The organism is Nocardioides eburneiflavus, assembly GCF_004785795.1.
In the GTDB taxonomy this organism is placed as follows: Bacteria; Actinomycetota; Actinomycetes; order Propionibacteriales; family Nocardioidaceae; genus Nocardioides; species Nocardioides eburneiflavus.
Window position 1 is genome coordinate 3,361,510 of the sequence record NZ_SRRO01000001.1, and the last position, 16,346, is coordinate 3,377,855.

Consider the following 16,346-nt stretch of genomic DNA (forward strand, 5'->3'; position numbering starts at 1 on the left):
TCGATCGTGGCGAGTGCGTGAGACGCGGATGAGAAGGCTCTTAGGATCCGCTCGTCGCCGCCGACGTGCCGTCCGTCGCAGCACCCGCGTCGACCCCCTCGTCGTGGTGGGTGACGCGTGCCACAGTGGGCGCATGATCGTCCCCTTCAGCGTCACCGACTTCATCGAGCGCGCCGCCGCCGTCTACGGCGAGCGGCCGGGGTTCGTCGACGAGCCCGACCAGCCGGCCGCGTCGCTCGGCACGCTCACCTACGCCGAGGCGTACGCCCTCTCGCGCCGGCAGGCAGCGAAGCTCGACGAGCTCGGCATCGAGATCGGCGACCGCGTCGCGGTCCTCAGCCACAACTCGGCGCGGCTGCTGACGTCGTTCTTCGGCGTGTGCGGGTCGGGGCGCGTGCTGGTGCCGATCAACTTCCGCCTGCGGCCCGACGAGATCTCCTACATCGTGGCGCACTCCGGTGCGCGGGTGCTCTACGTCGACCCCGAGCTCGTGGACTCCGTCAGGGACATCGACGTCGAGCACCGGTTCGTGCTGGGGGAGGACGAGTCGATGTTCGCCGCGGACGGCGCGGAGCCGCGCGCGTGGGAGCCGGACGAGAACGCGACCGCGACGATCAACTACACGTCCGGCACCACCGCGCGGCCCAAGGGCGTGCAGCTCACGCACCGCAACCTGTGGACCAACGCGGTGACCTTCGGCCTGCACGCCGGGATCACCGACCGCGACGTCTACCTCCACACGCTCCCGATGTTCCACGCCAACGGCTGGGGGATGCCGTTCGCGATGACCGGCCTCGGCGTGCCGCAGGTGGTGCTCCGCAAGGTCGACGGCGCCGAGATCCTGCGCCGTGTCCGGGACCACGGCGTGACGGTGATGTGCGCCGCCCCGGCCGTGGCCGCCGCCGTCCTCGAGGCCGCCGCCGACTGGGAGGGCGAGATCCCCGGTCGCGACCGGGTCCGCATCATCATGGCCGGCGCCCCGCCCCCGACGAAGACAGTCGTGCGGGTGCAGGAGGAGCTGGGATGGGAGTTCATGCAGATCTACGGCCTCACCGAGACCTCCCCGCTGCTCACGGTCAACCGCTCGCGTGCCGAGTGGGACGACCTGTCGGCGGAGGACCGGGCCGCGAGGCTCGTGCGCGCCGGGGCGCCCGCCATCGGCGTACGGCTGCGCACCGACGAGCACGGCGAGGTGCTGGCGCGCTCCAACGTCATCCTCGACGGCTACTGGGAGCGGCCCGACGAGACGGGGAAGGCGCTGGTCGACGGCTGGTTCCACACCGGCGACGGCGGCGTGATCGGCGATGACGGCTACCTCACGATCAGCGACCGCAAGAAGGACGTGATCATCACCGGCGGCGAGAACGTCTCCTCGATCGAGGTCGAGGACGTGCTCTTCTCCCACCCGGCCGTGGCCGAGGTCGCGGTGATCGGCGTCCCGAGCGAGAAGTGGGGCGAGACGATCAAGGCGCTCGTGGTGCTGGCCGACGGCGCGACGGTGGACGAGGCCGAGCTGATCGCGTGGTGCAAGGACAAGGCGGCCGGCTACAAGGCGCCGACGTCGGTGGAGTTCCGCGACGAGCTGGCCCGCACGGCGACCGGCAAGCTGCAGAAGTTCAAGCTGCGCCAGCCCTACTGGGAGGGCCAGGACCGGCAGGTCAACTAGCGCTGCCGGCGTCGTCGTCTAGCCTGCGCGCATGCCCCGCCTCGCCGACGTCGTCGACCTGCTGCACGCCTGGTACCCGCCCGGGACCGCCGACGCGTGGGACGCAGTCGGGCTCGTCGCGGGCGATCCCGACGCCGAGGTCGACCGGGTGATGCTCGCCGTCGACCCGACGGCCGAGGTCGCGCGCGAGGCCGTGGAGTGGGGCGCCGACCTGCTCGTCGTGCACCACCCGCTCTTCCTGACGCCGGTCAGCTCGGTCGCCGCGACCACGCCCAAGGGGCGCACGCTGCACACCCTGACCGCGGGCGGCTGTGCGCTGCTCACCGCGCACACCAACGCGGACCAGGCCGAGTCCGGCGTCTCGGAGTCCCTGGCGCTCGCCCTGGGCCTGACCGACCTCGCGCCCATCCGGCCCGCTCCCTGCGCTCCGCACGACAAGGTCGTCGCCTTCGTCCCGCTGGCCGATGCCGAGGCCGTACGGACCGCGATGACCGACGCGGGTGCGGGCCGGCTCGGCGACTACGACTCCTGCACGTGGACCGGGACCGGCGAGGGTCGCTTCCGACCGCAGGAGGGGGCCACGCCTGCCGTCGGCCGGCTCGGCGACCTCGAGGTGGTCGAGGAGGCCAGGGTCGAGACGGTGGTCCCGCGCTCCCGGCGTGCGGCGGTCGTGCGGGCGCTGCTCGCCGCCCACCCCTACGAGGAGCCGGCCTTCGACGTCGTGCCGCTCGCCGACCCCGGGCTGGCCGGCACCGGCACGGGGCGGGTCGGCACGGTCGGGGAGACGACCCTCGCAGCCTTCGCGGAACAGGTCGCGGCGGCGCTGCCCGCGACCGCCCACGGCGTCCGGGTCGCCGGCGACCCCGAGCGGGTCGTACGGCGGGTCGCGGTGTGCGGCGGCGCGGGCGACTTCCTCCTCGACGAGCTCGCCGGCAGCGACGTCGACGCGTACGTCACCAGCGACCTGCGGCACCACCGGGCGGGCGAGTTCCTCGAGCACGACGGGCCGGCCCTCGTCGACGTGGCGCACTGGGCGGCGGAGTGGACGTGGCTGCCGGTGGTGGAGGCTCGGCTGCGCGCGGCGCTGGGCGATAGGGTCGACACCCGGGTCAGCACGCGGTGCACGGACCCGTGGACGTTCCGCCCCCCAGCCGATCCGAAGTCGAAGCAGGAGAGCCGTTGAAGGCCGATCCCACCCACCAGCTCGCGCTCCTCGACGTCGCCGAGCTCGACCGACGTGCCGCCCAGCTGCGGCACCAGCGAGCCAGCCTCCCCGAGCTGGCCGAGATCAGCGCGCTGGAGACCGAGCGCACCGCGCTCACCGACCAGGTGCGCGACGCGCGCATCGTCGTCGACGACCTCACCGTCGAGCAGGCCAAGGCCGACCGCGAGGTCGAGCAGGTCAAGGCCCGCCGCGAGCGCGACCGCACCCGGATGGACGCCGGGCAGATCACCAACCCCAAGGACCTCGAGCGGATGCAGCACGAGCTCGTGTCCCTCGAGCGCCGCATCAGCACGCTCGAGGACGCCGAGCTCGAGGTGATGGAGAAGCTCGAGGAGGCCCAGCAGGTCCTCGACGCGCTCGCGATTCGCGCCGACGACATCGACGCCAGGCTCGCCGAGCTGGTCGCCGCCCGCGACGAGAAGCGGGTTGCGATCGACCGCTCGCTCGACGAGGTGTCGTCCTCGCGGGGGCCCGCGACCGACGGCCTGCCCGACGACCTGATGGCGCTCTACGAGCGGCTGCGCGAGCAGAAGGGCATCGGCGCGGCCCTGCTGCGCACCCGCCAGTGCGGCGGCTGCAACATGACCCTCGACGCCTCCGAGCTGTCCCGGATCCGCTCCGCCCCGGCCGACGAGGTCATCCGGTGCGAGGAGTGCCAGCGCATCCTGGTGCGCACCGACGAGTCGGGACTCTGAGAGGCCGAGGCGGCGGTGCGCTTCGACGCTGAGCTGGTCGCGGCGCGTGGGCGTACGTCGCTCCGCGCCCGGGTCGCCCGGCTGCGCGCCAAGGCCTGGGTCATCGGGCAGTGCGCGATCGCCGCCGGCGTTGCGTGGTGGCTCGCTGCGGACGTCTTCGACCACCACCTGCCGTTCTTCGCACCGATCGCCGCCGTTGTCTCCCTCGGCATGTCCTACGGCCAGCGTCAGCGGCGGGTGGCCGAGGTGACCGTCGGCGTCGCCCTCGGGGTGTTCCTCGGGGACGCCACCACGCACCTCATCGGCTCCGGCGGGCCTCAGATCGCCCTGATCGTCGCTGCGGGGATGTCGATCGCACTGCTCCTCGACGCGGGGCAGCTGCTGATCATCCAGGCCGCGGTGCAGGGGATCGTGGTCGCTGCGCTCGCCCCGGCGCCCGGGGACGCGTTCCTGCGCTGGACCGACGCGATCATCGGCGGGGCGGTGGCGCTGGTCGCCGCGACGGTCGTGCCGCGTGCGCCGCTGCGCAAGCCGCGCGACCAGGCGGCCGTGGTGGTGCGCAAGATCGCCGAGCTGCTACGCTCCTCCGCCGATCGCCTCGGTGACGGCGACGTCGAGCGCGCACTGGCGGTGCTGCGCGACGCCCGCTCGACCGACATATTGATCGGCGAGCTGCGGGCGGCGTCCGAGGAGGGCCTGTCCGTGGTCAGCTCCTCGCCGTTCCGACGCCGGCACGGCGAGCAGCAGCGGCAGCTCGCGGAGCTCGTGGAGCCGCTCGACGTGGCCCTGCGCAACACCCGCGTCGTCGTGCGCCGGGTGGCGGTGGCCTGTTACCGCCGCGAGCCGGTGCCGTCGTCGTACGCCGCCCTGATGCGCGACCTCGCCGACCTCTCGGACCGGGTCGCCGACGAGCTCGTGGCCAACCGCATGGCGGTCGCGGTCATCGACGACCTCATCGCGCTGGGCCACGCGACCGCGAAGGTCGAGCACAGCGACGACCTGTCTGCGGAGGTGATCCTGGCGCAGGTGCGCTCGATCATCGCCGACCTGCTTGCGCTGTGCGGGATGGACCCGCTCGAGGCGACCGCTGTGATCCCGTTGCGCTGACCGGTCCCGGCGGTGGATCAGACCTGCGTGACGACGACGTCGAGCTGGGTGCCCTTGGGCGTCGGCTCGCCGACCTCGACGGTCCACCCGAGGCGGGTGAGCGCCTCGGCGAGCGCCTTCGGGCTGCGCGGGTCGGCGCCGTCCTCGAGGAGAGCACGCACGATCCTGCCCTTGGTGGCCTTGTTGAAGTGGCTCACCACGCTGCGCCTGCCCTCGGCCTCGTGCAGGACGCGTACGGTCGCCACTCGTCGCGACAGGTCCTTGCCGGGGCGCCAGAAGGCGGCGTACGTGCTGGAGCGCAGGTCGACGAGGAGGCCGCCGCGCACCGCCTCGGTGATCGCGTCACCGAGCACCTCGCGCCACGCGCCGGCGACCGACCCGACGCCGGGCAGCGCTGCGTCACCGGAGAGCCGGTAGGCCGGGATCCGGTCGCCGGGTCGCACGATCCCGAAGAGCGAGCTGGTCACCGCCACACGCGACGTGGCGCGGCGGCGGGCGGCTGGACTCAGCGTGTCGAAGCCGAGCGCGTCGTAGAGGACGCCGGTGTAGATCGCGTCGGCGCGCGCGGTCGGCGCGGTCCCGAGCGTCGCGTTGCGCTGCACGAGGTCGCGCTGGGCAGGACCGAGGCCGAGCACCTCGACGGCCTTGTCCGGGTCGTCGCGGCACAGGGTGGTGAGCGCGTCCAGCAGCGTCGTACGGGTGGGGGTGAGCGCGGGCGAGGCCAGCGTGGCGAGGTCGAGCGACTTGCCCCGTCGCGGAGCGGTCTTGCCCTCGCTGGGCGGCAGCAGGATCAGCACCGGCACAGGGTAGGGGCGTGGGAGGTCGTCACGCCCACGAGGTCCGGGTTTCGACGCGCGGTCGCGAGCTCGCAGGTCGCTCGCGCGCTTGCTCAACCTCCCGCCCCACGCCGTGCGCTCGTTCCTCGCGCCCGACTATGGTCGTGACATGCCCAGCAACCGCGTGGTGAAGGTCCGGTCGACGGGTGACAGCGTCAGCGCCCAGGAGATGCGGGAGGGCATCGCCGCGATCCAGCAGGAGCTGAAGGTCATTGCCCAGTTCCCCGAGGAGGTCGAGCGCGCCGCGGCCGAGGCAGCAGCAGCGCCGCGCCTGCCAGAGCTGGACCGCACCGACATCCCGTTCGTGACCATCGATCCGGAGTCGGCACGCGACCTCGACCAGGCGATGCACATCGAGCGCTCGGGCGACGGATACGTCGTGCACTACGCCATCGCCGACGTCGGCGCCTTCGTGACGCCCGGCGATCCGGTCGACGTGGAGGCCAACCGCCGTGGCGAGACGCTCTACGGCGCGGACTCCAAGGTCCCGCTGCACCCCACTGCCCTCAGCGAGGGCGCGGCCTCGCTGCTGCCGGAGGAGGTCCGGCCCGCGCTGCTGTGGACGATCCGGGTCGACGACACGGGGGAGGGGACCGACGTCCAGGTGGAGCGCGCCCTGGTGCGCTCGCGCGCCAAGCTGTCGTACGAGGCGGTCCAGGCCGACCTCGCCGCCGGACGCGCCCCGGAGCTCATCGACCTGCTCCGCGAGGTCGGCGAGCTCCGGCTCGCCCGCGAAGCGGCGCGCGGGGGTGTCTCGCTGCCGCTGCCCGAGCAGGAGCTCGTCGAGAACGACGGGCACTGGGAGCTGGAGTTCCGCCGGCTGACGCCGGTCGAGACGTGGAACGCCCAGATCTCGCTGCTCACCGGCATGGCCGCCGCCTCGTTGATGGTCTATGCGCGGGTCGGCGTCCTCCGCACGCTCCCGCCGGCGGACCCCCGCGACGTCCAGCGCCTGCACCGCACCGCTCGCGCGCTCGGCATCGAGTGGCCGGCCGAGCAGCTCTACCCCGACTTCATCCGGACCCTCGACCCGTCGCTGCCGACCCACGCCGCGATGATCGTCGCGTGCACCCGGCTGCTGCGCGGCGCCGGCTACGTCACGTTCAACGGTGAGCTGCCCGAGCAGGCGCAGCACTCGGCCCTTGCCTCGGAGTACGCCCACGTGACCGCGCCGCTGCGCCGGCTGGTCGACCGCTACGCCGGGGAGGTCTGCGTGGCGCTGTGCGCCGGCACGGAGGTCCCGGAGTGGGTGGTCGCGGCGATGCACGAGCTGCCCGACACCATGGCGGGCTCGGGGCGACTCGCCAACCAGTACGAGAACGCGATCGTCGACCTCTGCGAGGCCGAGCTGCTCCACGACCGGGTGGGCGAGCGGTTCGACGCCGTCGTGGTGGACCTGGACGAGAAGGACAAGCGTCGCGGCGACATCACCATCCAGGACCCCGCCATCGAGGCCACGGTCACGGGTGCGGGCGAGCTGCCGCTCGGCGAGGAGGTCTCCGTGGAGCTGGTGGAGGCCGACCCGAGGACGCGCAAGGTCGGGTTCCGGCTGGCCTGAGGGCCAGCCCGTCCTGTCCGACACGCCGGGGGTGGGAGTGGGCCGGCCTGTAGGCCGGGTTCTGTCCTGCTTGCGCAGGGGCGACCATCCATCTGCGACGACCGTTGCCGGCCGCCTGGTGCGATCTACCCGGATGCTCGGGCGGGCCGCCCTCGAACGCATCCTGTCTGATCTTGCTCCGGGTGGGGTTTGCCTAGCTGCGCCGGTCGCCCGGCGCACTGGTGGTCTCTTGCACCACCGTTTCACCCTTGCCGCCCTCCGGAGAGGGAGGCGGTCTGTTCTCTGTGGCACTGATCCCGCGGGTTGCCCCGGGTGGCTGTTGGCCACCACCCTGCCCTGTGGAGCCCGGACCTTCCTCGACCCGCCGTCCCCGGACGAACCAGGGGTGACGGACCGCGGCCGCCCGGCCGACCCACTCAGGGTCGAGTCTAGGGGTGCGTGAGCACCTCGGCGCCATCCTCGGTCACGAGCAGCGTGTGCTCGAACTGCGCGGAGCGGCGGCGGTCCTTGGTCACGACGGTCCAGCCGTCGTCCCACATGTCGTAGTCGGGCGTGCCGAGGTTGAGCATCGGCTCGATGGTGAACGTCATCCCGACGCGGATCTCGTCGTCGAAGCGCTCGTCGTCGTAGTGGGGGATGACCAGCCCGGAGTGGAACGCGGTGCCGATGCCGTGACCGGTGAAGTCGCGCACGACGCCGTAGCCGAAGCGCCTGGCGTACGCCTCGATGACGCGGCCGATGACGTTGACGCGGCGACCGGGCCGGACCGCCTTGATCGCGCGGTCGAGCGACTCCCCGGTGCGCTCGACCAGCAGCCGCGACTCCTCGTCGACGTCACCGGCGAGGAAGGTGGCGTTGGTGTCGCCGTGCACGCCACCGATGAAGGCGGTGATGTCGATGTTGACGATGTCGCCGTCCTCGACCACCCGCGAGTCGGGGATGCCGTGGCAGATCACCTCGTTGACGCTCGAGCACAGCGACTTCGGGAAGCCGCGGTAGCCGAGGGTGGAGGGGTACGCCCCGTGGTCGCAGAGGAACTCGTGGCCGAGGCGGTCGAGCTCGTCGGTGGTCACGCCCGGCACGACGTGCGAGCCCACGAGCTCGCGGGCCTGGGCGGCGAGCCGGCCGGCGACGCGCATCCGCTCGATCGTCTCGGCGTCCTTGACCTCCTCGCCGGTGAATCGCGCCGGCGCAGGCTTGTCGACGTACTCCGGTCGGGCGATGTGGGCGGGCACGGCACGACGTGCAGACACCTCTGCGGGGGATACGACAGGCACCTCGCGAGTGTAGTTTCGGCACATGAGCGAGAACGAATACTGGTTCTGCCTGACGCACCACACCGTCGAGGGCCGCGACGGGTGCAAGAACGCCGACCGCCTCGGACCGTACGCCTCGTCGGCCGAGGCCGCCCGCGCCCTCGAGAAGGTCGAGGAGCGCAACGAGGAGTGGGACAACGACCCGAAGTGGAACGACGACGAGACGTCGGACAGCTGACGGCTACTTCTTCCTCGACTTCTTGCCCTTGACGGGCGAGGCCGACTGAGCGACGTCGGCCACGGCGCGCACGCTCTTCAGTGCCCGCTTCGTGTTCTTGTCCAGCGTCTTCGTGAGCTCGGAGATCGCGGACTCGTACTGCTGGCTCACACGCGCCGCCGTCTCGGCGGCCACCCGCTCGGCCGTCTCCTGCGCGACCTTCTGGATGAGCGCCGCGGTGCTGAGGGCCTGGGCGCCGACGTCGACGGCTCGCTCGGCAGGGGACTTCCGGGCCGCGCTGGCGACCGGCCTCGGAGCCGCAGGCGTGGACGTGGCGGCGGGAGCGGACTCCTTCGCCGTCTTCGTCGCCGCAGTCTTGGCAGGTGCCTTCTTCGCCGCCGCCTTCTTGGCAGGTGCCTTCTTGGCGGGGGCCGCCTTCTTCGCGGGTGCCTTCTTGGCAGCGCTCTTCTTGGTGGCGGTCTTCTTGGCGGGCGCCTTCTTCGCCGGGGTCTCGCTCACAGCTCACTCCTCGCCTCGTAGGACACCCGATCCTCGCGTGCTGGCCCCGCGTTGTCACCCGCTAGCGTGGTGCGGTGCCCGATCGCCGCCCGTCCGCCCCGCTGTCGCCGTGGCCGATCGCCGGCCTGGTGGGGCTGGCGTGCGTCGCCTTCATGATCGGCGCGACGACCGTGGCTGTCGGAGCGCCGTGGTGGGCGATGCTCGGCGTGGCGATGGCGTGGCTGGTCGCGCTGGTGCTCGCGATCGCCTGGTTCAGCCGCCGGCCGCGCGCCGTCGTGCTGCTGCCGGTGGCGGTGGCCCTGCTGTGGTTCGGCACCGTGGTCGGCGGCGCCCGCTACCTCGGCTGGAGCTGACCGCCTGGCGGCCTCAGAACGTGTGCTCGGGGCCTGGGAAGGTGCCACCGCGCACGTCGTCGGCGTACGCCCGGGCAGCGTCGAGCAGGACCCCGTGCACGTCGGCGTACTGCTTGACGAAGCGGGCCATCCGGCCGGTGCGGAGACCGAAGGCGTCCTGCCACACCAGCACTTGTCCATCGCAGCCGTTGCCCGCACCGATGCCGATGGTCGGGATGGTCAGCTCCTTGCTGATCTGCTCGGCCACGTCGCCGGGCACCATCTCCATCACGACCGCGAAGGCGCCTGCCTCCTGGACGGCACGGGCGTCGGCGACGACCCGCTCGCTGGCGTCGCCGCGGCCCTGCACGCGGTAGCCGCCAAGGGTGTGCTCGGACTGTGGGGTGAAGCCGATGTGCGCCATCACCGGGATGCCGCCGCGCGTGCACCGCTCGATGACGGGCACCATCTCGGCGCCGCCCTCGAGCTTCACGGCGTGCGCGCCGGCTTCCTTCATGAAGCGGACCGCGGTGAGGTAACCCTGCTCGGGCGAGGCCTGGTAGCTGCCGAACGGCAGGTCGCCGACGACCATCGAACGCTTGGCCGACCGCGCCACTGCGCGGGTGAGGGGGAGCAGCTCGTCGACGGTGACCGGCAGCGACGTCTCGTTGCCGAGGACGTTGTTGGACGCCGAGTCACCGACCAGCAGGAGGTCGATGCCGGCCTCGTCGAAGGTGGCCGCGGTGTACATGTCGTAGGCCGTCAGCATCGTGATCTTCTCGCCGCGCTCCTTCATCTCCCGCAGGTGATGGGTGCGTACGCGCTTCACGGGCGCAGTCGGTGCTGCTGGGCCGGAGCCGTAGGGCGCGGTCTCCTCGGACGGTGTCGTCATCGCTCGCTCCTCGTCATCTCGCAGCTCCCCGGTGGAGTCCACGGACCACGATCAGGCTAGTCCCGCGCAGGGCCGACGGCGCTGTGGCGGTGGTCACTCCCGCGTCGGTCTGGGCGGGTCACCGCGGAGAGACCCGGAGGACCCGGTCGCGGGCGCCGTTGTCGGTCGTGAGGAGGAGGTCACCGTTGCGGGCGGACGTCACCGACCGCAGCCGACCGAAGCGCTGGAGGGCGGCGGGACGGGTCATCCCGACCAAGGTGCCCCGGCCGTCGAACCGCAGGAATCGCACCTCCGAGCCCTTGAGGGCGGCCACCGCGAGGCTGCCGTCCAGCGAGCCCCACTGCCGGCCGCGCACCCAGGCGGCGCCCGAGGTGGCGATGGTCGGGGAGCCGGAGGACCAGGCCGCCTCCTGCTGCTCGCCCGGGAGCGACTGGTCGGTCATCGGGACCGACTCGTCGTAGCCGGGCACCGGGTGCCATCCGTAGTCGCCGCCGGGGACGAGCAGGTTGACCTCGTCGTCGCGGGAGCTGCCGTGCTCGACCGACCAGAGCGAGCCGTCCGCACGCTGCGCCAGGCCCTGCACGTTGCGGTGTCCGTAGGTGTAGACGTAGCGCCGGTCGCCGGCCGCACCTGCGAACGGGTTGTCGGACATCGGGGCGCCGGTGCGCCGGTTGATCCGCAGCACCTTCCCGCCCAGGGAGTCGAGGTCGCGGGGGTTGGTGCCGACGGCGGCGTCGCCGGTGCCGATCACGAGCCCGGGGCCCTGCTGCTCGAGCAGCAGGCGGCACCCGCCGTGACGGCCACTGGTGGCGGGCAGGCCGGAGATCATCGTGCGCCTCCTGGACAGGGAACGCCATCCCTTGTCGACCCGCCAGCGGGTGACCCGCACCTCGGGCCCGTTGCGGGTCCTGGCGCCGTGGCAGGCCCAGACCTGCCCGCGGTCGGCGTCGACGACGACCGACATCAGCCCGGTCTCGCCGGAGACCCACACCCGGCTCGACAGGTCGGCGAGCGTGCGCCTCTTGCCCGCGCGGACGACGCTGAGGCGGGCGCGGTCGCGCTCGGAGACCACGATCCGCCCGCCCGATGCCTGCTGGACGTCCCACGGGTGCTCGAGGCCACGAGCGACCGTACGGATCCGCAGCGAGGGTGCCTCGGCGCGCGCGGCGGGTGCGGCTCCGGGGGCTGTGCCGGCGGTCGACGGCGGGCCGGCGAGGAGCAGGCCGGCAGCGAGCGTGCAGAGGGACACGGACAGCGACATGGCGCGAAGGTGGCGGTGCACGATCGTCACGCTACGCATCGACTCCGGTCACGGCCAGTGGTCCGGCCAGGCGTCGCTGAACACCCGGCCCACCTCCTCGGCTCCTGACCGCACGCCGTCCACTGCGCGGCCGGCCCTGTCCACGACGGTGTCACGCACCTCCTCCAGCGGCTCGACGACGTAGTTCTCGAGGGCCTGCTGCGCCTGGTAGGCGGCCTCGCTCCGGGCGAAGTCGTAGAGGCGGTCGTGGGCGGGGGTGTCCCGCCCGGGCACGAGGTCCACCTGGTCGTCGCGGTCGATCACGATGTTGGTGATGTTGTCCAGCGACGCCGTGCCGCTGTCCAGGTAGCTGGTGTGCCGGTCGAGGATCGCTTCGCCGTCCTGCAGGTGCCACGGCGTGTCGGTGCCGTCGGAGGAGACGTCGAACCGGTTGGCCCCGAACGCCTCCTGGCTCGGGTCGTCGCCCAGCCCGAGGTTGCCGAGGTGGACCGTGTCGCCGCCGAGGTTGATCGGCACGTCGATGGAGATCTCGCCCCCCAGCCAGGTGACGAAGTCGTTCTCGCGGGAGCCGACGTAGACCTCGCCCACCGGGGCGTCCAGACCGGAGACGTCGTGCACCCCGCCGCCCGCGCCGGGGCTGCCGATGAGCACCAGCGAGTCCTCGTCGAGCCCGTCGGCGGCGGCGTGCGCCGCGGTGGTGGAGCCGTAGCTGTGCCCGATGACGGTGAGGTGGGACTGCCCGGTGGGGCTGTCGCCGGTGTAGGTGGCCCGCAGGCCGTCGACGAAGTCGCTGAGCAGGTGACCGCCGTTCTCGGCGAGGCCCTCCTGCGTCACCCCGGCGATGTCGGCGAGCTCGCTGGTGATCCCCTCGGCGGCGCTGGGGGCGTCGTAGCCCATCCAGGCGATCGCGGCGATGTCCTCGCCCTTGCTCTGCGCGTCGAGGAAGAGGTTGAGCGCGTCCTGGCCCTGGGACTCCATCTTGGTCATGTCATTGGTGAGGCCGGGCACGATCACGGCCGTGTCGTCGGCGGTGTCCGGGTCGCCGTAGCTCACCGCGGCGGCCCCGTCGCCGTCGAACGCGTGGGGCAGGTAGACGATCAGGTTGGTGTCGATCGGCTCGCCGGCGTGCTGGGGCGGCTGCCCGAGCGCCATCGCGTCGCGGGTGGCCTCGACACGTCGGAGCCAGGCCTGCTCCTCGTCGGTGAGGCTGCCGTCGGCCTGGCGCTGGAGGAGGTAGTCCTCGTCGCGGTCGAGCATCCCGCGGTTGGCCTCGTCACGATCGCCGGTGGGGATGCCGTTGGTGTTGCCGACGAGCTCCGGGAAGGCGATCGCGAGCGCCGCGCGCTGCTCGTCGGTGAGCGACCCCCACCACTCGGTGACCGAGCGGGGGTCGGGGCGCGAGGCCAGCTGGCGGCGCAGGTCCTCGACGTCGACCCGGCCCGGGGCGTCGCGGGCGTCCCTGCCCTCGCCGAGGGTGTCGACCGACGACAGGGCGGCGATGACCCGGTCCTCGTCGGCACGTACGCGCTCGAGCCAGGCCTCGCGGTCGGCGACGATGCGGTCGTGGCGCCGGGCGAGCGCCGCGGCCTCGTCCTGGAGCTCGTCGGCCTGGTCGGCCTCGGCGCCGTCGGCGCGCGACCACAGCGACTCGCGGTCGCGGTTGTAGGCCACCCGGTCGTCGTCGAGGCGCTCGTGCTCGGCGCGGCGGGTGGCCATCTGGTCGAGGTAGACGTCGACGGCGGTGAGGGCCTTCTCCAGGGCCGCGACCGCGGCGTCGGCCCGGCGGCCGAGGGAGGTCATGGCGTGGCCCGCCGCCTCGGCGGCGTCGCCGGTCCACCCCGCGGGGGCGCCGTGGGCGGACATCCACGAGGTCACGTCGGAGGTGGCGATCGCAGCGGCGCGCAGGTCGGTGGCGACGGCGGAGGCCGAGGGGCGTACGTCGGGCTCGGGCCACGCCGCGATCGGGGCGGGGACGTGGATGGTGGTCATCGGTCCGCCCACGGCACGAGGTCGCGCAGGTCTGTCGACGCCTGCTGGTCGGTGGCGAAGAAGTCGAGGCGGACGGCCGACAGGGCCTGCGAGTGGCTGATGGCCGCCTGCTCCATCGCATCGATCTCGGTGCGCCAGGTCTCCACGAAGCGGGTGGCCGCCGCTGCGACGCGCGGCCCCAGCTCGGCGACCTCGGCCTGGGTGAGGTTGCGGCTGGCGGAGTGGAGCACGTCGGCCTGCTCGTCCCAGTCGCGAGCGGCCTGGATGATGACGGGGTAGGGGACCTGGGTCACGGGTGGCCACCCGCCTCGGAGAACGCCGCGTCGGCCACCGGGCGCGAGGTGAGGGTGAGGTCCACGCCGCCCTCCACGACGTGGGCGACGAGGCGGTGACCGTCACGGAGCGCCTCGAGGGTGGGGCGCTCCTCGCGCTCCAGCGGCCGGGCCTGCCAGCCGAGGTCGAGCAGCGCCTTGCCGACCCGTCGCAGCTCGGGGACCTCGTTGCCCGGAGCCGGGAAGGAGGTCGCCACCGTCAAGTGCTGCTGCGCGGCCTCCTCGTGGTGCTTCCAGAACCGGACGCCGTCCGGGAGGTCCGTGCCCAGGGCGACGCCGAGCACCCGCAGGGCCTCGAGCGCGTCGTCGGCCACCACCTCCGGGTCACCGGTCCACGCGTCAGGATCGGCGGGGCGCGGCTCGGTGGGCGGGAGGAGGACGACGTCGACGTCGGGGTGACGCTCGCGCAGGACCCGGAAGAACGGGTCGGCGGCGGCAGGATCAGGGCGGGCCATGGACCGAGGATGCCCTCTCATCGGCGGCGGAAACCTCCGGGGAACGGGCGGTGGAGAACGCGACCCGACAGGCGTCCGGGTGCGTCAGAAGTCACCGGTGAGGTCGTCGGTCCCGCTGCCGCCCCGGAGCTGGTCGGCGTCCTCGTCGGAGTAGGACACGCACGGGGTCGTGATCTGGACGCGCCACTCCACGCCGTCCTCGGAGCGCCGCTGGCGCTGGACGTAGAGGCTGACGCCGTCCCTCTCCGCCCTGACGCCGGCCTCGTTGGCAGAGGTGCCGAGCGTCCAGCCCGAGCGTGCGAGCTCGTCGGAGACGGCGTCCACACCGGTCTCCCACGTGCCGGCTCCGGCGATGACCCCGCCGTTGATCGTGTACTCGAAGCTGTTGCGCCCCAGTCGACAGCTCATGTGCGACCCACCGAAGCTGTGATCGGTGGGGGCGAGGGCCGCGGTGATGCCGGGGCGGGCTGCCTTCAGCGCCTCCTTGCCCAGCCGCGCCTGGGACGCAGGGTCGGTCGTGTCCCCGCCGGCTCCACCACCGGAGGAGGCGCTGCACGCGCCGAGGACGAGCAGTGCGAGGACGCAGCCGAGAATCCGCATGCCCCCGAGCCTAGGCCCTCCGCGTCGGGCGCGAGAGCTGCACACCGACGCGCGTGGTGGCGTACCCCAGGCGCGTGTTGAGCGCCCGCATCGCTGCGTTGCCGTCCTGGGTCCAGGTGTAGACCTCGGTGATGCCGTGGTCTGCCGCCCACGCCAGGGTGAGGAGCTTGAGGTGGACCGCGAGGCCGCGGCCGCGCCAGTCGGCGCGTACGGCGGTGAGGCCGTTCTCAGCGCGCGTCGGTTGGTCGGGATCGAGGCCCAGGCCGGCGCACCCGACCACCTCACCGTCGTGGAGGCGAGGAACATCGGGTCGGCGAGCCACGAGCGGACCCACCCCTCGGGGGAGACGTCGAGCGGCGTGTCGACCGCGAAGCCGGCGAGCGCCTCCAGCCCGAAGCGGTCGTACGCCGCCTCCCAGAGTCCGGGACGGTCCTGCGCGGTCACGACCTCGATGCCGTCGGGCCGGGGCGTCTGCGCCACGGGACCGTCGATCGAGAAGGTCTGCTCGACCTCACGGTTGACCTCCTCGAACCCAAAGCGCCGGGCGAAGGCGAAAGACTCCTCGTCGTCTGCGCCGGAGCGCAGCATCGGGTAGCCCATTGCCTCGACGTGCTCGACCAGCCGGTGCAGGAGCGCCGTGCCGATGCCGCGACGTCGGTGCTCGGGCAGGACCCGCGGGATGACACTGCCGGAGCCGGCGCTCTCGGCGCGGTTGGCCATTCCGTGACCGACCACGACGCCCTCCTCGCGGGCCAGCACCAGCAGCCGCTCGGGGGTGTCGCCCTCCCGCAGCTCGGCGACGGACTGCGTGCGCTCGTAGGGGATCACCGCGATCCGCACCCGGCGCCACGCCTCGTAGTCCTCGTCGGTCGTGCACGCGCTGATGTCGAGGGCCATGGGGGCAACCTAGGTGTGTCGCGGCAAGTCGTCCCAACCTTTTTCGCCTCCGGTGCAGTTGAGTGGTCAGCACCGGAGGGTCCGGGCACGGGGGGACACGTGGACGAGCAGGGCTTCACCGAGTGGGTGGGCGGGCGGCAGCGCCAGCTGCTGCGCTCGGCCTACCTGCTCAACGGTGACCTGCACCGTGCCGAGGACCTCGTGCAGGAGGCGCTGACCAAGGTGGCGCTGCGTCTCGACGACCTGTCGACGCGGGCCTACCTGCCGGTGACGGACCCGGGCTACGCCATTGCCGACGGCGGGCTGATGGTCGCCGAGGGATGGCTCGACGACGACACCGTGCTGGCGTCGGTGGGTCCGGCCGGCGGCGTGCGGGGGGGCGAGCGTGTCCTGTTCACGTGGGAGGTCGGGTCGGGCGCGCTGTCCCGGATGTCCACCGTGACCGACGACCTGGCGTACGACCTCGCGGTGGGCGCGCTGGCGAGCGGGCCGGTTCCCTAGAGTGGCGG

At 72.7% G+C, this 16,346-nt stretch carries 17 protein-coding genes, 1 other RNA gene and 1 pseudogene; 8 read left to right on the forward strand and 11 right to left on the reverse strand.

What is annotated here, in order from left to right; all coding sequences use genetic code 11:
- Positions 1 to 133: 133 nt before the first annotated feature.
- The 4 genes from EXE59_RS15815 to EXE59_RS15830 are packed head-to-tail and all read left to right on the forward strand — an operon-like array spanning position 134 to position 4,693.
- Entirely contained in the window at positions 134 to 1,666 is a 1,533-nt protein-coding gene (locus tag EXE59_RS15815; RefSeq protein WP_135839758.1) for an AMP-binding protein, read from the forward strand.
- A gap of 31 nt (positions 1,667 to 1,697) precedes the next feature.
- Entirely contained in the window at positions 1,698 to 2,849 is a 1,152-nt protein-coding gene (locus EXE59_RS15820; protein WP_135839759.1) for a Nif3-like dinuclear metal center hexameric protein, read from the forward strand.
- Positions 2,846 to 3,586, forward strand: a complete 741-nt coding sequence (locus EXE59_RS15825; RefSeq protein WP_135839760.1) for a zinc ribbon domain-containing protein — start codon at positions 2,846 to 2,848, stop codon at positions 3,584 to 3,586. Before EXE59_RS15820 ends, EXE59_RS15825 begins: the two co-directional genes overlap by 4 nt.
- A 15-nt stretch (positions 3,587 to 3,601) precedes the next feature.
- Positions 3,602 to 4,693 (forward strand): FUSC family protein, encoded by a 1,092-nt coding sequence (locus EXE59_RS15830; protein WP_135839761.1) that lies wholly within the window; start codon positions 3,602 to 3,604, stop codon positions 4,691 to 4,693.
- Positions 4,694 to 4,710: 17 nt separating this feature from the next.
- Here the strand turns inward: EXE59_RS15830 and yaaA are convergent, their stop codons facing one another.
- Positions 4,711 to 5,490, reverse strand: coding sequence for a peroxide stress protein YaaA (gene yaaA, locus EXE59_RS15835; RefSeq protein WP_135839762.1), 780 nt, complete (start codon positions 5,488 to 5,490; stop codon positions 4,711 to 4,713).
- A gap of 148 nt (positions 5,491 to 5,638) precedes the next feature.
- On the opposite strand from yaaA, the gene EXE59_RS15840 reads away from it, so the two are divergent.
- Positions 5,639 to 7,087: an RNB domain-containing ribonuclease gene (locus EXE59_RS15840; protein ID WP_135839763.1), complete on the forward strand. Its 1,449-nt coding sequence runs from the start codon at positions 5,639 to 5,641 to the stop codon at positions 7,085 to 7,087.
- A gap of 34 nt (positions 7,088 to 7,121) precedes the next feature.
- Here EXE59_RS15840 and rnpB read toward each other — a convergent pair.
- Together rnpB and map are read right to left on the reverse strand one after the other, a co-directional pair.
- Positions 7,122 to 7,502: RNase P RNA component class A (gene rnpB / locus EXE59_RS15845), an RNA gene on the reverse strand.
- Positions 7,503 to 7,515: 13 nt separating this feature from the next.
- Positions 7,516 to 8,388, reverse strand: coding sequence for a type I methionyl aminopeptidase (map, locus tag EXE59_RS15850; RefSeq protein ID WP_135839764.1), 873 nt, complete (start codon positions 8,386 to 8,388; stop codon positions 7,516 to 7,518).
- On the opposite strand from map, the gene EXE59_RS15855 reads away from it, so the two are divergent.
- Positions 8,387 to 8,581: a hypothetical protein gene (locus tag EXE59_RS15855; protein WP_135839765.1), complete on the forward strand. Its 195-nt coding sequence runs from the start codon at positions 8,387 to 8,389 to the stop codon at positions 8,579 to 8,581. The two genes, map and EXE59_RS15855, sit on opposite strands and share 2 nt — an antisense overlap.
- A gap of 3 nt (positions 8,582 to 8,584) precedes the next feature.
- Here EXE59_RS15855 and EXE59_RS15860 read toward each other — a convergent pair whose 3' ends face one another.
- Positions 8,585 to 9,079: a hypothetical protein gene (locus EXE59_RS15860; RefSeq protein ID WP_135839766.1), complete on the reverse strand. Its 495-nt coding sequence runs from the start codon at positions 9,077 to 9,079 to the stop codon at positions 8,585 to 8,587.
- A 74-nt stretch (positions 9,080 to 9,153) separates the two neighbouring features.
- Here EXE59_RS15860 and EXE59_RS15865 point away from each other — a divergent pair, with 74 nt between their 5' ends.
- On the forward strand, positions 9,154 to 9,432 hold the full coding sequence (locus EXE59_RS15865; RefSeq protein ID WP_135839767.1) for a hypothetical protein: 279 nt from the start codon (positions 9,154 to 9,156) through the stop codon (positions 9,430 to 9,432).
- Between the two features lie 13 nt (positions 9,433 to 9,445).
- Here EXE59_RS15865 and panB read toward each other — a convergent pair whose 3' ends face one another.
- The 7 genes and pseudogenes from panB to EXE59_RS25135 form a co-directional block, all read right to left on the reverse strand.
- On the reverse strand, positions 9,446 to 10,303 hold the full coding sequence (gene panB / locus EXE59_RS15870) for a 3-methyl-2-oxobutanoate hydroxymethyltransferase (protein ID WP_135839768.1): 858 nt from the start codon (positions 10,301 to 10,303) through the stop codon (positions 9,446 to 9,448).
- A gap of 118 nt (positions 10,304 to 10,421) precedes the next feature.
- On the reverse strand, positions 10,422 to 11,564 hold the full coding sequence (locus tag EXE59_RS15875) for a PQQ-dependent sugar dehydrogenase (protein ID WP_168218550.1): 1,143 nt from the start codon (positions 11,562 to 11,564) through the stop codon (positions 10,422 to 10,424).
- A gap of 48 nt (positions 11,565 to 11,612) precedes the next feature.
- A complete protein-coding gene (locus tag EXE59_RS15880; RefSeq protein WP_135839770.1) occupies positions 11,613 to 13,553 on the reverse strand; it encodes an alpha/beta hydrolase in 1,941 nt (646 codons plus the stop codon).
- Positions 13,550 to 13,846 carry a hypothetical protein gene (locus EXE59_RS15885; protein WP_135839771.1) on the reverse strand — a complete coding sequence of 99 codons (297 nt, stop codon included), beginning with the start codon at positions 13,844 to 13,846 and terminating at the stop codon, positions 13,550 to 13,552. Before EXE59_RS15885 ends, EXE59_RS15880 begins: the two co-directional genes overlap by 4 nt.
- Entirely contained in the window at positions 13,843 to 14,340 is a 498-nt protein-coding gene (locus tag EXE59_RS15890; RefSeq protein WP_135839772.1) for a hypothetical protein, read from the reverse strand. Before EXE59_RS15890 ends, EXE59_RS15885 begins: the two co-directional genes overlap by 4 nt.
- Positions 14,341 to 14,950: 610 nt before the next feature.
- Complete coding sequence (locus EXE59_RS25130) at positions 14,951 to 15,274, reverse strand: GNAT family N-acetyltransferase (protein ID WP_425464540.1); 324 nt, start codon at positions 15,272 to 15,274, stop codon at positions 14,951 to 14,953.
- Positions 15,275 to 15,453: 179 nt separating this feature from the next.
- Positions 15,454 to 15,837: pseudogene (locus EXE59_RS25135) on the reverse strand (GNAT family N-acetyltransferase); the annotation flags it as partial.
- 99 nt (positions 15,838 to 15,936) lie between these two features.
- On the opposite strand from EXE59_RS25135, the gene EXE59_RS24205 reads away from it, so the two are divergent.
- Entirely contained in the window at positions 15,937 to 16,338 is a 402-nt protein-coding gene (locus EXE59_RS24205) for a SigE family RNA polymerase sigma factor (RefSeq protein WP_210429033.1), read from the forward strand.
- Positions 16,339 to 16,346: the final 8 nt, after the last annotated feature.

Excerpts from the sequence above, each read along its gene's own strand:
- panB (WP_135839768.1), bottom strand. The coding sequence starts at position 10,303 with ATGACGACACCGTCCGAGGAGACCGCGCCCTACGGCTCCGGCCCAGCA.
- EXE59_RS15875 (WP_168218550.1), bottom strand. The coding sequence starts at position 11,564 with ATGTCGCTGTCCGTGTCCCTCTGCACGCTCGCTGCCGGCCTGCTCCTC.
- EXE59_RS15880 (WP_135839770.1), bottom strand. The coding sequence starts at position 13,553 with ATGACCACCATCCACGTCCCCGCCCCGATCGCGGCGTGGCCCGAGCCC.
- EXE59_RS15890 (WP_135839772.1), bottom strand. The coding sequence starts at position 14,340 with ATGGCCCGCCCTGATCCTGCCGCCGCCGACCCGTTCTTCCGGGTCCTG.
- EXE59_RS15840 (WP_135839763.1), top strand. The coding sequence starts at position 5,639 with ATGCCCAGCAACCGCGTGGTGAAGGTCCGGTCGACGGGTGACAGCGTC.
- map (WP_135839764.1), bottom strand. The coding sequence starts at position 8,388 with ATGTGCCGAAACTACACTCGCGAGGTGCCTGTCGTATCCCCCGCAGAG.
- EXE59_RS15855 (WP_135839765.1), top strand. The coding sequence starts at position 8,387 with ATGAGCGAGAACGAATACTGGTTCTGCCTGACGCACCACACCGTCGAG.
- EXE59_RS15815 (WP_135839758.1), top strand. The coding sequence starts at position 134 with ATGATCGTCCCCTTCAGCGTCACCGACTTCATCGAGCGCGCCGCCGCC.
- EXE59_RS15820 (WP_135839759.1), top strand. The coding sequence starts at position 1,698 with ATGCCCCGCCTCGCCGACGTCGTCGACCTGCTGCACGCCTGGTACCCG.